This is a genomic window from Brevundimonas aurantiaca, assembly GCF_014199955.1.
GTDB classification, from domain to species: Bacteria; Pseudomonadota; Alphaproteobacteria; order Caulobacterales; family Caulobacteraceae; genus Brevundimonas; species Brevundimonas aurantiaca.
The window spans coordinates 69,003-81,749 of the sequence record NZ_JACHOQ010000010.1 but is presented as its reverse complement, the minus strand read 5'-3'; the positions used below and the strand labels follow the sequence as shown (position 1 = coordinate 81,749).

Genomic DNA, 12,747 nt, shown 5'->3' with positions numbered 1-12,747 from the left:
GCTACGCTGACCGGCCTCTTGCCAACCCCACCAACCCCAGTTCAGATCACCAAAGGACTCTCGTTATGGCTGGATGAGAAACGGGGGTCACGTCACGTCCCATCGCCCAAGGCCAACACTCTAATTTTCAGACGTTTCCAATTTTCTTCGGCCAATCGACCTGACACGCGCGAAGGCGGCGTTACACTGCGACAGACCGGCGTCTCTTAAGAAGGTGCGCCGATTGCACTCGGTTTTCGGCGCCCGGAGGGATTTCACCATGCGCATCGCCTGTTCTGGACTGATTGCACTCTTTGCACTGTGTTTTTCCTCGGCCCAGGCCCAGGTCGAGACCCAGGACGCCGCGCCGCAATGGTCCCTCGCCATCCATGGCGGGGCGGGCGTGATCGAGCGGTCCAGCCTGACGCCTGCGCAGGACGCGGCCTATCGCGCCGCGCTGCAAGCCGCGCTGGACGCCGGTTCGGCCGTGCTGAAGAGCGGCGGCTCGGCGCTGGATGCGGTCCAGGCCGCCGTCCAGGTCATGGAGGACGATCCCCTGTTCAACGCCGGGCGCGGAGCGGTCTTCACCGCCGCCGGCCGTAACGAACTGGACGCCGCCGTCATGAACGGCGCGGACCTGACCGCCGGCGCGGTCGCCGGCCTGACTGCGACCCGCCACCCGGTCGCCGCCGCCCGGGCGGTGATGGAGCGGTCGCCCCACGTCATGTTGATCGGCCCCGGCGCCGACGCCTTCGCCGCCTCGGTCGGGTTGGAGCAGGTCGATCCGGCCTTCTTCTTTACCGAGCGCCGCTGGCAGGGTCTGGTCAAGGCCCTGACCGAGGCCGGCCTGCCCATACCGGAACGCCCCGCCGGCGCCGCCGCGCCCGTCGACCGATCGGCCGCCCCCCACGCCAGCGTCGCCCCGCCCCTGAACGAGAAGAAGTTCGGCACGGTCGGCGCCGTGGCCCTGGACAGCCAGGGCCGCCTCGCCGCCGCCACCTCGACCGGCGGCATGACCGCCAAACGCTGGGGCCGGGTCGGGGACGCGCCGATCATCGGCGCGGGCGCCTACGCCTCCAACGCCGACGGCTGCGCCGTCTCGGCCACCGGCTCGGGCGAATATTTCATCCGCTCCACCGTCGCCCGCGACATCTGCCGCCGCACCGCCGACGGCGCGACCGTCCAGGCGGCGGCGGAGGCCGAAATCGCCGACGTCGGCTCGATCGGCGGCGACGGCGGCGTCATCGTCATGGGCCTGAACGGAACCCCCGCCTTCGCCATGAACACCTCGGGCATGTATCGGGGGGCGGTGTCTTCGAATACCCCGACCCGCGTCGCCATATACGCCGACGAAGGAGACCCCCGTTGACCGACGACGAACTGACCAAGATGGCCGAGGAGGAGCTGGACGCCGCCTGCGCCATGCCCTTCGTCGAGCTGAAGAAGATCACCCCCTGGGGCGATGCGTTCGAGGGGTTCGCCCCGTCGGGCCGCACGGTCGAGGTCGAGCGTCGCTATCTGTGGGCGGTCGAGCCCGAGGGCGGCGTCATCGTCGAGGTCGAGGTGCGCGACCGCGCGGCCCGGACCGGCGCCGAGGCCCGCGCCCTGCTGACCCCTGCCGCCTGAGGGCTGTCGTTAACCTTTTTCTTGGCCCGGCTTCGCCGCTGCGGCATCATGGTTCGGCGAACAAAGGGTCAGACAGGGTGCGGCATGTCGGCGAGCGTCTCCAACTATCCGCAGGATTTCCAGACACCCGATCCGGCGGCGTTAGAACCCGTTGACTCCACTCTACTCCTTGGCGTCCACCCGCTGCTGCTCCTGCTGCTGGCGGCCCTGATCCTGGGTCTGACGGTCCTGGCCTGGCGGGCCGGCAAGGGCGCCTCGACCACCCAGGCCGACGCCGCCGAATCAATCTGGCGCGCCATCGACCGCGCCTGCCACGCGGCCATGACCGCCAACAGCGACGCCCTGGTCGGCGCCGCCAAGGCCCTGCGCGCCACCTATGACGACTGTCTGGGCGCCGTCGTCGTCCTGGCCGAGGGGCCGTCCAAGCCTCTGAAAGCCGTCGATCACGCCCTGAAGGGCCGGATCAAGGAGACGGTCAAACCGAAGGAAGAGACGCCCCCGCAAGACCCGACGGCCAAGCCCGACCAAGAGGCCCACCGTCCACCCCCCCCTCACCCCGCCGTCCCGGCCAATGTGACCGTGGTCTCCAACAGCCATGTGGTCATCAAGGGCGACCGGGTGGAGCACGGCCCCGCCGATGAATCCGGCCCCGCCCAAGCCCCCGGCGTCGCCGTGCTGGACAAGCCCCCCTACGCCCCGCTCCCGCCCAAGCCCGCCCCGCCGCCTGCCCCCGCACCCGCCAAGCCGGTCGAGAAGGAGATCGAGCGAGAGATGACAAAGGCCGAACAGCTGGCCGCCCTGCGCGAGGCCGTGGCCCAGTTCAACGACCACTGGTGCCGCCGCAAGGAGCGGATCGAGGAACTGCGCGCCGCCCACCGCCAGCTGTCCACGCCGCGCCCCGGCGGCCAGACGCCCGGCCACGGCCGCAGCGCCCACTGATCCCTCCCTCTGTTCCCCCGGGCGCGATTTCGGTCTAGGCGTGGGGCATGAAACTCGCCTCGCTCAAGCACGGCCGCGACGGCCGCCTCGTGGTCGTCTCGCAGGACCTGCACTGGTTCACCGACGCCTTTCTGATCGCCCCCACGCTCCAGGCGGCTCTGGACGACTGGGCCCGCTGCGGCCCCCAGCTGGCGGCCCTGGCCGAGAGCCTGGAGCATGAGGCCGTGCCGCGCGGCCGCTTCCACGAAAGGGACGCCGCCTCTCCCCTGCCCCGCGCCTATCAGTGGGCCGACGGCTCGGCCTATGTGAACCATGTCGAACTGGTGCGCCGCGCCCGCGGCGCCGAAATGCCCGAAAGCTTCTGGACCGACCCCCTGATGTACCAGGGCGGCTCCGACGGCTTCCTGGCTCCCCGCGATCCCATCCCGCTGGCCGATCCGGCCTGGGGCTGCGACCTGGAGGCCGAGATCGTGGTCGTGACCGGCGACGTGCCCCAGGGCGCGACGCGAGACGAGGCCCTGGCCGCCGTCCGCCTGGTCGGCCTGGTCAATGACGTCTCCCTGCGCAATCTGATCCCGGCCGAACTGGCCAAGGGCTTCGGCTTCGTCCAGTCCAAGCCCTCAAGCGCCCTTTCGCCCGTCTTCGTCACGCCCGACGCCCTGGGCGACCGCTGGAAGGAGGGAAAGCTGCACGGCGAGCTGACGGTCCAGCTGAACGGCAAGGACTTCGGCAAGGCCGACGCCGGTGTGGACATGACCTTCGACTTCGGAACCCTGATCGCCCACCTGGCCAAGACCCGGTCCCTGTCGGCCGGAACGATCATCGGATCGGGCACGGTCTCCAACCGCGACGCCGACGGCGGGCCCGGCAAGCCGGTCTCGGAAGGCGGCCTGGGCTATTCCTGCATCGCCGAGGTCCGCACGGTCGAGACGATCCTGCGCGGCGCGCCCGAAACCCCCTTCCTGACCCACGGCGACACGGTGCGGATCGAGATGCTGGACGATCACCACCGGTCCATCTTCGGCGCGATCGAACAGACGGTGGCCCCGCTTCCGGCCGGGTCCTGACGGGTGTAGGCTGCCCCACGTCGGCTTCCGGGGGGAGGCCCGGAGAACGACATGCCGCCTGAAAAACTGATCCCGCTTCTGGTCTTCCCGGCCGTCCTGGCGCTTGTCCTGCTGCGGAACCGGCGGCGGCGGCCGCTGAAGCTGAAGTTCATCTGGGTGACGCCTGCGGTGGTCCTGCCGCTGATCGCGCTTGGCCTTTGGGGTTCGACCCAGGCGCCCGGCGCGGTCCACGCGCCGTTCGGCCCCGCCGGCTGGGCGATCCTGGCCTTGGGCGGACTGTTGGGGGGCTTGGCCGGCTGGTATCGCGGCAAGACGGTGGTCATCGAAAAGGAGCCGGACGGCAGCCTCATGGCTCAGGCCTCGCCCCTGGGGCTGATCCTGCTGGTCGCCCTGTTCGCGGGCCGCACGGCCCTGCGCGACCTGATCGAAAATCACGCCGCCCAGTGGCATCTGAGCGCCCTGGCCGTGACCGACGCCTTCCTGGTCTTCGCCATGGGGCTGATCGTCATGCAGCGCGTCGAAATCTACATTCGCGCCAAACGCATCCTCGCCGGCGGGACCGACGCCCATGTGGAGGTCGCGGCGCCGCCCGCCGCTTGACGGGGGGCCGACGCCGACGCGGTTGAATTGCCGCCGAGGCCGGTATAGGAGCGGTGCCTTCGCGCCTGTGCGGGTGTGGTGGAATTGGTAGACGCGCTGGACTCAAAATCCAGTTCCGAGAGGAGTGTCGGTTCGAGCCCGACCACCCGCACCAAAGATCAGATCCGGCGGACGCCGCCGCAGCCGCGCCCGCCGTCTCTCTTCTCGTCTCTTCAGTCTTCGATCGGGGTCGTCCGACCTGCGCCCGCCCCTGCGCCCAGGTCCGCGCCGGTCACGGGGTCCGACTCGGGGTCCGACATGGTCCGGCTCATGAAGGCTTCCACCGCCTTGCCCGCCTTGGCGTCCATCTCGACCGTGGCGTGGCCGTCGCCGCCGTCCACCGCCATCTGCATCTCGCGATCGGACACCACCTCCCACTGCTCGCCCTCGTTCCAGGGACCGGAGGCGTCGCCCTCGCCTTGGGACATGTTGTAATATTTGTCGGCGAACTCCGGCCGGCCGGGGATCTTGCCGGGAGGGAAGTTGGCGGGGATGGCGTAGAGCGCCTTTTCGAACGACTTCTGGTGCGCCACTTCGCGCGTCATCAGGAAGGACAGGGCGTCCTTGATCCCCGGATCGTCGGTGACATTGATCAGTCGTTCATAGACGATCTTGGCGCGAGCCTCGGCGGCGATGTTGGAGCGCAGGTCGCAGGCCGGATCGCCGATGGAGTCGATATAGGCGGCCGTCCACGGCACGCCGGACGAGTTCACCAGGCCCGTGCCGCCGCCATAGAGGATCGACATGGTGTGGCTGTCTCCGCCGGAGGTCATGCTGGCGTAGAGATCTGCCTCTTCCTCGGCCGCCTCAGCCAGCTTGCCCTTGGCGCCGCGGTTCAGCATGGCGACGATGGAGCCGATGACTTCCAGATGGCTCAGTTCCTCGGTCGCGATGTCCATCAGCATGTCGCGCCGATTGACGTCCTCGTCGGCCAGGCCCTGGGTGAAGTAGCGCATGGCCGCCGCCAGCTCGCCCTGCGGCCCGCCGAACTGCTCCAGCATCAGGGTGGCCAGGCCGGGGTTCGGCTCCGCCACCCGCACCGTATACATCAGCTTCTTGTTGTGCATGAACATGGGTCAATCCTTGATTGCGTAGCCGATCAACGGCTGGGGTTTTCGCCGTCGCGTTTCAGACGCAGATATTTCTCGGTCAGGGTCGGCAGGCTCTCGTCGACCCAGCGGGCCATCCGCTGCTCCTCCTCCAGGGTCGCAGCGAGCGGATCGAGCGCTGAGGTATAGTCGCCGTGCCGGGCCAGGAGGATCAGCCCCTTGTAGACGGCCGCCTCATAGTTCTCGAAGGCGAAGTTGGCGAAGGCGTTCTTCAGGATCTCGTCCTCGGCGAAGACATGGCCCATGGCCGCCATTGATCCGCCCAGCGAAAGGGCGGCGTCCTTCAGGCCGGAAGGCGTCTCGTCAAACTGTCCCAGCAGCTGTTCCAGCCGGGTGATCTGCTGTTCGGTCTCGGCCCGGTGCGCCGTCAGCTGATCGGCGACCTCGGTGAAGTTCTTGGCGCGTTCGATCTGACGGTCCATCAGGGCCAGGGCCTGATGTTCGACCCCATGGGCGTTCTTCAGTCCGGTCACGAACACCTCGCGCCAGACGTCGTCTGTCATCACAGCCATACATCCGCTCCTTGATTGGGATGCGGAGGTAACCGGACCTGCCGGCCGATGTTTCCGGGTGTCGAATAGCGGACGCGCCGGAACGATCGCCGCCGTAATGCGCGTGCCGGACCGCCGGACCTGTGATGTGGAAGGGTCGCCTCTGCGGCGCGATCGGGGCGGCGATTACGCCGGGCCGACACTGCACGGCCTGTACCGGAGCCAGTCAGGTTCGGCGCGTCGCCGCGTCGGAGCCAGTCAGGTTCGGAACAGGCCGTGGAAGATCGAGGTACGATACAGGTTCGACCTGCGAAGGCTTTTGCCACTAAGTCGCAGTGTTGAAAAGATGCTTTTGTGCTTAAGCAAGTGTTTCGTCGTCCCGGTCCAAGGCGCGTCGCAGGAATCCGGTCACATCCTTCAAAACCGGGGCCTTGGCGCGAAACAGGGGCGAGAAGCTCGCCACCAGATCGGCGTGATCCAGGCCGGGATAGAGCTTGGCCTCAGACCGGCCGCCGACGGCGCGCTGGCGCGCGTGCAGCAGGCGGGTGTCCTCGTCATGGACCACGACGTCCGCCGTGCCGTGGCCCAGCCAGATCGGCGGAGCGTCGGGGCGGACGAAGGTGATCGGCTGGGTCAGGGTCGGATCGGGCGCCCGGCCGAAGGCGTTGCGGGACGCCGCCACGTCGAAGGGCAGAAAATCGTAGGGCCCCGCCAGACCGGCCGCCGCCCGGATCAGATCCGGCCGCTCGACCGCCGCCATATAGCGCCGGTCCAGGGTGATCATCAGGGCCAGATAGGCGCCGGCCGAATGGCCCAGCACGCCCAGGCGGCGCGAATCCCCGCCATGGCCCGGCGCGGCCTCGGCCGCCCTGGCCGTCGCGGCGGCGGCGTCCTGAACGAAGGCCGGAAAGACCGCCTGCGGGACCAGACGATAATCCGGCAGGGCGACGACGAACCCCTGCGCCGCCAGGGCCTGCGCCGCCCAGCCGTACAGGTCGCGCGACCCCGAATCCCAGCCCCCGCCATAGAAGAAGACCAGGACCGGATGGGGACCCGGCGCCTTGGGCGCATAGAGGTCCATGCGCTGGCGCGGGTCGTCGCCGTAAGGCAGGTCGCGCGCCACGCGACGCGCGCCGGCATCCCGCGGCCCCAGGCTGTTCAACAGGCCGAGCGGCGAAAGCGCCGGGGAGCTCAGGGGCGAACAGGCCGCCGCCACCAGTCCCAGGGCGGGCGCGAAAAGGCCCCGGCGCGTCATCTGATCCGATCCATGGACCTCAATACGCCCGACGAGGCGGATCGGCTCACACCGTCGAGACTCTTTTCCGGAAGGCCCTATCGCGCGCCGGCGATCAGCTGGCCGCAGTTGGCGTCCTCCGCCAGACCAGGATCGACGAAGGCGAACAGGGCCGTCACCGGCGCCGCCACCGTGGCCAGGAGGCCGGCCAAGCCGCCCTGGCTCGCCACGGCGCCGACGTCCACCCCGACGCGGGGCGCCGTCAGCGGCCCCTGGACGGTGATGGGCGCCCAGATCCGCAGCAGACGCGGCTTCTTGGACTCGCCGTCGATCCGCAGGTTCAGCGTCTCCTGCCCAAGGTCGATCGTCCCCCCGCCCTGAGCCAGCACCACATCGGTGTCGATGACCAGGGTCTTGGCGGTGGCCGTCCCGCCGCTGACGTTGAAATCGGCGACGGCGCAGCGGATCTGGGCGGTCGACTGATCTCCGCTCAGCAGCTTCAACAGACCCGCGCTGGCGTTGATGCCCAACAGTTCGGCGAAGGCGGCCCGCATCCGCCCGTCCGGCACGACCAGGCTGATCGTGCCCTTGGACGAGGCGGCGAACTGGTGGACCGAGGCGCCCGGTCCCTCCAGTCGGGCGCGGCCCAGGGCGCGACCCGTCAGCGGCGGCGCGCCGTTCCGGGCGGGCACGATGGACTCAAGAGGATAGCCGCTCAGCCGCAGGTCGACCCGGCTGTAGGGCCGCGCCTGGGTGGCGTCGATCCGCGCCGTCCCGTTCAGCGCCCCGCGATTGAAGTCGAAGCTGATCGGGTCGAGGTTCAATATCCCGTCCTTCAGCTCGGCGCCCAGGTTCACCGCCCGCACGTCCAGCTCATTGGCCTTCACCGCAGCGGCGCGATAGGTCAGGCTGCCGTCCATCTGGCGCAGCCGTTCTGTCTGGAGCGGCGCGTCCGGCAGCAGTTTTCCGCCCTTCGCCACGGGCGCCTCCGTCTCGGTTCCGCGCGCATTGGTGACGGTCCGCGCCCCCAGGACGGCCGCCAGGTCGTCGATGTCCAGTCGACGCGACGCCAGTTCGGCCTCGACCTGCAGCCGGCCGCCGCCCTGGACCCGCAGGTCGCCGGACAGGTCCGACGCCCCCACCCGGCCGTCAAAGTCGTTGAAGGTCCAGACGGCCTCGTTCCGCTTCAGGGCGCCGCTCAGCCGATAGGGGGGCGTATTGGGCAGAGTCAGGCCCGTCAGCAGGTAGAGGTCCGCCAGATCGCGCCCCTCCAACGTCAGGGTCGCGTCGAACCGACCCAGGTCGAAGGGTCGGGTGACGGCGCCCGTGGCGGTCAGGCTGGAGCCCGCTCCCGCCATCCGGGCCTTGAAGCGATAGGGCCGGTCGCGGCGAATATTGATGAAGGGCCCGCCTTCGATGCGCAGCGTCAGAGGCGACCGGTTGACCGTCCCTTCGCCTTGCAGGAGGAAGCCCGCGTCGCCGTCCGCGCCCTCGTGCGCATCGACGGCCGCGTCCAGGGTCATCTTGCGCCGCCGCTCTTCGAACACCAGACGCCCGTCGGTGATGACCAGCTTCTGGATCACCGGCAGTTTCATGCCTTGGCCGTCGTCGGCGCGGTCGGCGTTCAAAGCCCAGCTCTTGCGGCCGTCTTCGGCGGCGATCAGGACCACCTGCGGCCGGGTGAAGCGCAGCAGGGGCATTTCGACCTGGCCCGCCAGCAGCCGCCGCAACCGCACCGAGGCCTCGACCGTGTCGATTCTGGCCGTATCGCGATCGCGCGCCCAGTCCGGGCCGCCGATCTTCAGTCCCTGGACCCTGACCGAGGGGGTCCAGCTGAAGAGATGAACATTCAGATCGCCGTTAATGGCGATGTCGCGCTGATACTCCGCCGAGGCCCAACGGCCGATCGGTCCCCTCAGCCGATTCCAGTCGAACCAGGCCAGAAAGATCAGGACGACGGCGATCAGAAGCAGGGTCAGGCCGCCGGCCCACCATTCGGCCGGCCCCGGGCGGCGCACGGCGGCGTAGACGGGGTCATTGCGCCTGATCCAGTCGCGTCCCTTGACGGCGCGCGCCTTGGCCGAGGCGGCGCGGGCGCCAAATCGTGACCTTAAAACGTTCCAGTTCAACATCTTGGGCAAGGGCGGGCCTCCAGAAGCAGAGACAACGCCCCAAGGCGGTTTTGGCGCCGCCGCCCCTTTCGGGCCCGCCTCATCCGCCTCGATATTGGTCCGTTTGCAGCGTATTTTTCGCAATAGCTTTACATTGTAGAAAATGCGCGCATATTTGGTCCGAGTCCTGACTTTAATTCAGGCCGCAGGAGGATGCCCGATGACCCGTTTGATCACCCCCGCCCTGATCGCCGCCGCCTTGATCGCGCCCGGCCTGGCGCACGCCCAAACCCAGCACCAAACGCAGGATAAGCCCCGTCTTCAGGCCGTTCGCGCCGAGCTCGACCGCGCTCAGACGCGCAGCTCTGCCGTCCAGCCGGTGATGATCTGTGAAACCGACGCCGCCACCCGGCGCGCCTACCAGCGCGAGTTCGGCGCCGCGCCCGTCTTCGTCACGGCGGAGGACGCCATGGCCGCGCGCCGGGCGGGTGAACATTGGGCCGCGCCCCGTTGCATGACCGAGCGGCAGTACGAGCGGCTGGTCTCCTCGACCCAGGACCGCGCCGGCCTCTAACCCCGTCGCGCATTAAAAAAGGGGCGCGGCCTTTGCGGCTGCGCCCCTTCGTCGTTCCGGCGTCGTTCCGGAGCACCGCCCCTATTGGGCGGGGGCCAGGTGTTTGTTCAGCCAGCTGAACACCTCATTGTGCCATTGCAGGCTGTTGGCCGGCTTCAGCACCCAGTGGTTCTCGTTCGGGAAGACGATCAGGCGGCTGTCGATGCCACGGCGTTGCAGGGCGGTGAAGGTGGACAGGCCCTGAGCCGTCGGAATGCGGAAGTCCAGATCGCCCTGGACCACCAGCATCGGCGTCTTCCAGTTCTCGACATGGTTGGCCGGGTTGAACTTCTGATAGCCCTCCGGCCTGTCCCACGGCGTGCCGCCGTATTCCCACTCGGTGAACCACAGCTCCTCGGTCGAATAGCCCATGCCGAAGGTGTCGAAGACCCCGTCGTGATTGACCAGGCATTTGAAGGCGTCCGACCAGTTGCCGGCGATCCAGTTGATCATATAGCCGCCGTAGGAGGCCCCCAGGGCGCAGGCGTTGGCGCCGTCCAGGAAGGCGTACTTCGCTTGAGCCGCCGCCCAGCCCTTCTGAAGGTCCTCCAGCGGCCGGTCGCCCCAGTGCTGGCTGATGGCGTCGGTGAAGGCCTGGCCGTAACCGGTCGAGCCGTGGAAATCGATCATCACCACCGCATAGCCGGCGCCGGCGTAGGTTTCGGGATTCCAGCGATAGGACCAGCTGTCGCCGAACGACCCCTGGGGGCCGCCGTGGATCAGGAAGGCGACCGGATATTTGCGACCCTCGACATAGCCGACCGGCTTGATGACATAGCCGTGGACCGTCTCATTGTTCCAGCCGGGGAAGCTGAACTGCTCGTATTCCCCGAAGGCCTTGGCCTCCAGGGCCGGATTGGCCTGGGTCAGGCGACGCGGCGTTTCACGACCCAGATAGGTCTTGAAATACAGATCGCTGGGCGACTTCAGACTGTCCTGGGCGAAGACGAAGCCCGACGGCGTCTGCTGGAAGGCCGAGACATGGCCGGGTCCGGTGACCGGCGTCACCACCCCGTTGCGCGTATCCACCGCGAACAGCTTGGTCGAGCCGACGTCGCCGGCGGTCGTATAAAGCGTCTGGCCGTCGCGCGACCATTGCAGGGTGTCGGCCGAGCGATCCCAGTTCGAGGCGATCTCGCGCTTCTGACCGCTCTGCACGTCCATCAGCACGATCTGATAGCGATCGGCCTCAAAGCCCGGCCGCGCCATGGCGCGATAGGCCAGGGTGCGGCCGTCCGGCGAAAACACCGGGCCCGCGTCCCAGGCCGGATTGTCCTGGGTCAGATTGGTGAAGGTCCCGTCCCCGCTCAGGCCGTTGGTCTTCCACAGGTCGAAATTGGTGCTCCACGGCTCGCTCTTGCCGGCCAGACGCGCCGAAAAGACGATGGAGTCGCCGGCCGGGGTGAAGACGAAGTCGCTTTCGTCGCCGAACGGCTTGGACGGGGTGTCGCCGTCGAAGCCCTTGGTGACCCAGACCGGATTGCCGGTCGCCTGGCCGTTGCGGCCGATCGACTGGACGAACAGGTGGTTCTGGGTGTGGTCATTCCACGTGTCCCAATGGCGCACGAACATCCGGTCATAGACCTGGCCGGTCGACTTCCGCTCTGCCACGGCCTTGCCCATCTCGACCGAGGCGTTCAGGTCGGCCGCGTCCGGATAGACGGCCAGAGACACCGCCACCTTGTCGCCCGAGGGACTGATCCGATAGGCGTTCACGTCCAGCGGCAGATTGGTCACCTGCACCGGCGCGGCCGTCGGCGAGGCGACGCGCCACACCTGGCTGGTCCCCGACTTGCCCGACAGGAAATACAGATTGCCGTCGGCGCCCCAGCGGGCGGTGTTGGCGCCCTGGTCCGAAATGGCCAGCCGGCGCGGCGCGGCGTCCGGCGTTTCCAGGTCCAATATCCACAGGCTGCCGCTGCGGCGGTTCGCCTCCACATCCGTCGTCGTCACCGAATAGACGACGTAACGGCCGTCCGGCGACACCTGCGGATCGCCCAGCCGGTTGGCCGAGATCATGTCCTGATAGGTGAAGGCGTCAGGCGTCGCGGCCGGCGCCGGAACCGGGGCGGGCGGAACCTGGGCCAGGGCCGGAGCGGCGCTCATCAGGGCGCCCGAGAAGGCGACGGCCGCGCAGGCGGCGAACAGGAGGGAACGGTGGCGCATGAAGCAGTCCTCGCAAAGCTTGCAGCGGCGAGGCGTAGCACCCTCGTTCGCCGGGCGGAAGTTGCTGACAGCTCAGAAGTTAGCTAAGCTGCTTGGACCAAGGAGCGCGACATGACCACCGTCACCGTCCACCACGCCAAGACCCATCTCTCCAAACTGATCGCCGCCGCCGAACGCGGCGAAGAGGTGGTGATCGCCCGCGGCGACAAGCCGGCGGTGCGGATCGTGCCGTTCGAGGCGGCGAAACCTGAACGCAGGCGAGGTCGGCTGAAGGGCATGGGGCGTTTCGACGAGAGCTTTTTTGATCCGCTGCCCGAAGAGGAACTCCGCCTCTGGGAGGGCCGGGGAGATTGAACCTCCTGCTCGATACCCACGCCCTGATGTGGTGGGTTTGGGACGACGAACGGCTGTCGGGCGCAGCCGACGACGCCATCCGGAACGCTGACGCCGTCTTTGTCAGCAGCGTGTCGGCCATCGAGATCGCGATCAAGTTTCGCATCGGCAAGCTGCCGAACGCCCACGCCCTGGCCGAGCAGTTTGCGGACGTCATGCGTCGAGAGGGGTTCGCCGAACTCCCTGTGAGCTGGCGCGAAGCCAGCCTGGCCGGTCGGATGGCCGGCGATCACCGCGACCCTTTCGACCGGCTGCTGATCGCCCAGGGCCTGCTCAACGACCTGACCCTGGTCTCGAACGAAACCCTGTTCGACGGCTTCGGCGTGGCCCGGCTCTGGTAGGCTTGCTCCCTTTCGCCGAACCGGCGACAAGCGGTCGTC

13 protein-coding genes and 1 tRNA gene are annotated in these 12,747 nt (G+C 68.3%); 9 read left to right on the top strand and 5 right to left on the bottom strand.

What is annotated here, in order from left to right; translation table 11 throughout:
• Positions 1 to 259: 259 nt before the first annotated feature.
• From GGQ93_RS14445 to GGQ93_RS14420, 6 genes are all read left to right on the top strand, one after another.
• Positions 260 to 1,348 (top strand): isoaspartyl peptidase/L-asparaginase family protein, encoded by a 1,089-nt coding sequence (locus GGQ93_RS14445; RefSeq protein ID WP_183217921.1) that lies wholly within the window; start codon positions 260 to 262, stop codon positions 1,346 to 1,348.
• A complete protein-coding gene (locus GGQ93_RS14440) occupies positions 1,345 to 1,605 on the top strand; it encodes a hypothetical protein (protein WP_224764472.1) in 261 nt (86 codons plus the stop codon). The genes GGQ93_RS14445 and GGQ93_RS14440 overlap by 4 nt, the downstream gene beginning before the upstream one ends.
• Positions 1,606 to 1,689: 84 nt before the next feature.
• On the top strand, positions 1,690 to 2,544 hold the full coding sequence (locus tag GGQ93_RS14435) for a hypothetical protein (RefSeq protein WP_183217919.1): 855 nt from the start codon (positions 1,690 to 1,692) through the stop codon (positions 2,542 to 2,544).
• A 47-nt stretch (positions 2,545 to 2,591) separates the two neighbouring features.
• Entirely contained in the window at positions 2,592 to 3,611 is a 1,020-nt protein-coding gene (locus GGQ93_RS14430) for a fumarylacetoacetate hydrolase family protein (RefSeq protein WP_183217917.1), read from the top strand.
• Positions 3,612 to 3,662: 51 nt separating this feature from the next.
• Positions 3,663 to 4,211, top strand: a complete 549-nt coding sequence (locus GGQ93_RS14425) for a CcdC protein domain-containing protein (protein WP_183217910.1) — start codon at positions 3,663 to 3,665, stop codon at positions 4,209 to 4,211.
• A 69-nt stretch (positions 4,212 to 4,280) separates the two neighbouring features.
• Positions 4,281 to 4,365: transfer RNA gene (locus GGQ93_RS14420), tRNA-Leu, on the top strand.
• A 58-nt stretch (positions 4,366 to 4,423) separates the two neighbouring features.
• Here GGQ93_RS14420 and GGQ93_RS14415 read toward each other — a convergent pair.
• The 4 genes from GGQ93_RS14415 to GGQ93_RS14400 all read right to left on the bottom strand — a co-directional run bounded on the left by GGQ93_RS14415 (position 4,424) and on the right by GGQ93_RS14400 (position 9,216).
• On the bottom strand, positions 4,424 to 5,323 hold the full coding sequence (locus GGQ93_RS14415) for a manganese catalase family protein (RefSeq protein ID WP_183217908.1): 900 nt from the start codon (positions 5,321 to 5,323) through the stop codon (positions 4,424 to 4,426).
• Positions 5,324 to 5,349: 26 nt separating this feature from the next.
• Positions 5,350 to 5,871 (bottom strand): ferritin-like domain-containing protein, encoded by a 522-nt coding sequence (locus GGQ93_RS14410; RefSeq protein WP_224764388.1) that lies wholly within the window; start codon positions 5,869 to 5,871, stop codon positions 5,350 to 5,352.
• Between the two features lie 337 nt (positions 5,872 to 6,208).
• Positions 6,209 to 7,105, bottom strand: coding sequence for an alpha/beta hydrolase (locus tag GGQ93_RS14405; protein ID WP_183217906.1), 897 nt, complete (start codon positions 7,103 to 7,105; stop codon positions 6,209 to 6,211).
• A gap of 77 nt (positions 7,106 to 7,182) precedes the next feature.
• Positions 7,183 to 9,216: an AsmA family protein gene (locus GGQ93_RS14400; protein WP_183217929.1), complete on the bottom strand. Its 2,034-nt coding sequence runs from the start codon at positions 9,214 to 9,216 to the stop codon at positions 7,183 to 7,185.
• 199 nt (positions 9,217 to 9,415) lie between these two features.
• Here GGQ93_RS14400 and GGQ93_RS14395 point away from each other — a divergent pair, with 199 nt between their 5' ends.
• On the top strand, positions 9,416 to 9,769 hold the full coding sequence (locus GGQ93_RS14395) for a hypothetical protein (protein WP_183217904.1): 354 nt from the start codon (positions 9,416 to 9,418) through the stop codon (positions 9,767 to 9,769).
• Between the two features lie 81 nt (positions 9,770 to 9,850).
• Here GGQ93_RS14395 and GGQ93_RS14390 read toward each other — a convergent pair whose 3' ends face one another.
• Entirely contained in the window at positions 9,851 to 11,974 is a 2,124-nt protein-coding gene (locus GGQ93_RS14390) for an alpha/beta hydrolase family protein (RefSeq protein ID WP_183217902.1), read from the bottom strand.
• Between the two features lie 111 nt (positions 11,975 to 12,085).
• On the opposite strand from GGQ93_RS14390, the gene GGQ93_RS14385 reads away from it, so the two are divergent.
• Together GGQ93_RS14385 and GGQ93_RS14380 are read left to right on the top strand one after the other, a co-directional pair.
• Positions 12,086 to 12,328 (top strand): type II toxin-antitoxin system Phd/YefM family antitoxin, encoded by a 243-nt coding sequence (locus tag GGQ93_RS14385; RefSeq protein ID WP_054764125.1) that lies wholly within the window; start codon positions 12,086 to 12,088, stop codon positions 12,326 to 12,328.
• Positions 12,325 to 12,708 (top strand): type II toxin-antitoxin system VapC family toxin, encoded by a 384-nt coding sequence (locus tag GGQ93_RS14380; protein ID WP_054764126.1) that lies wholly within the window; start codon positions 12,325 to 12,327, stop codon positions 12,706 to 12,708. Before GGQ93_RS14385 ends, GGQ93_RS14380 begins: the two co-directional genes overlap by 4 nt.
• Positions 12,709 to 12,747 lie beyond the last annotated feature (39 nt).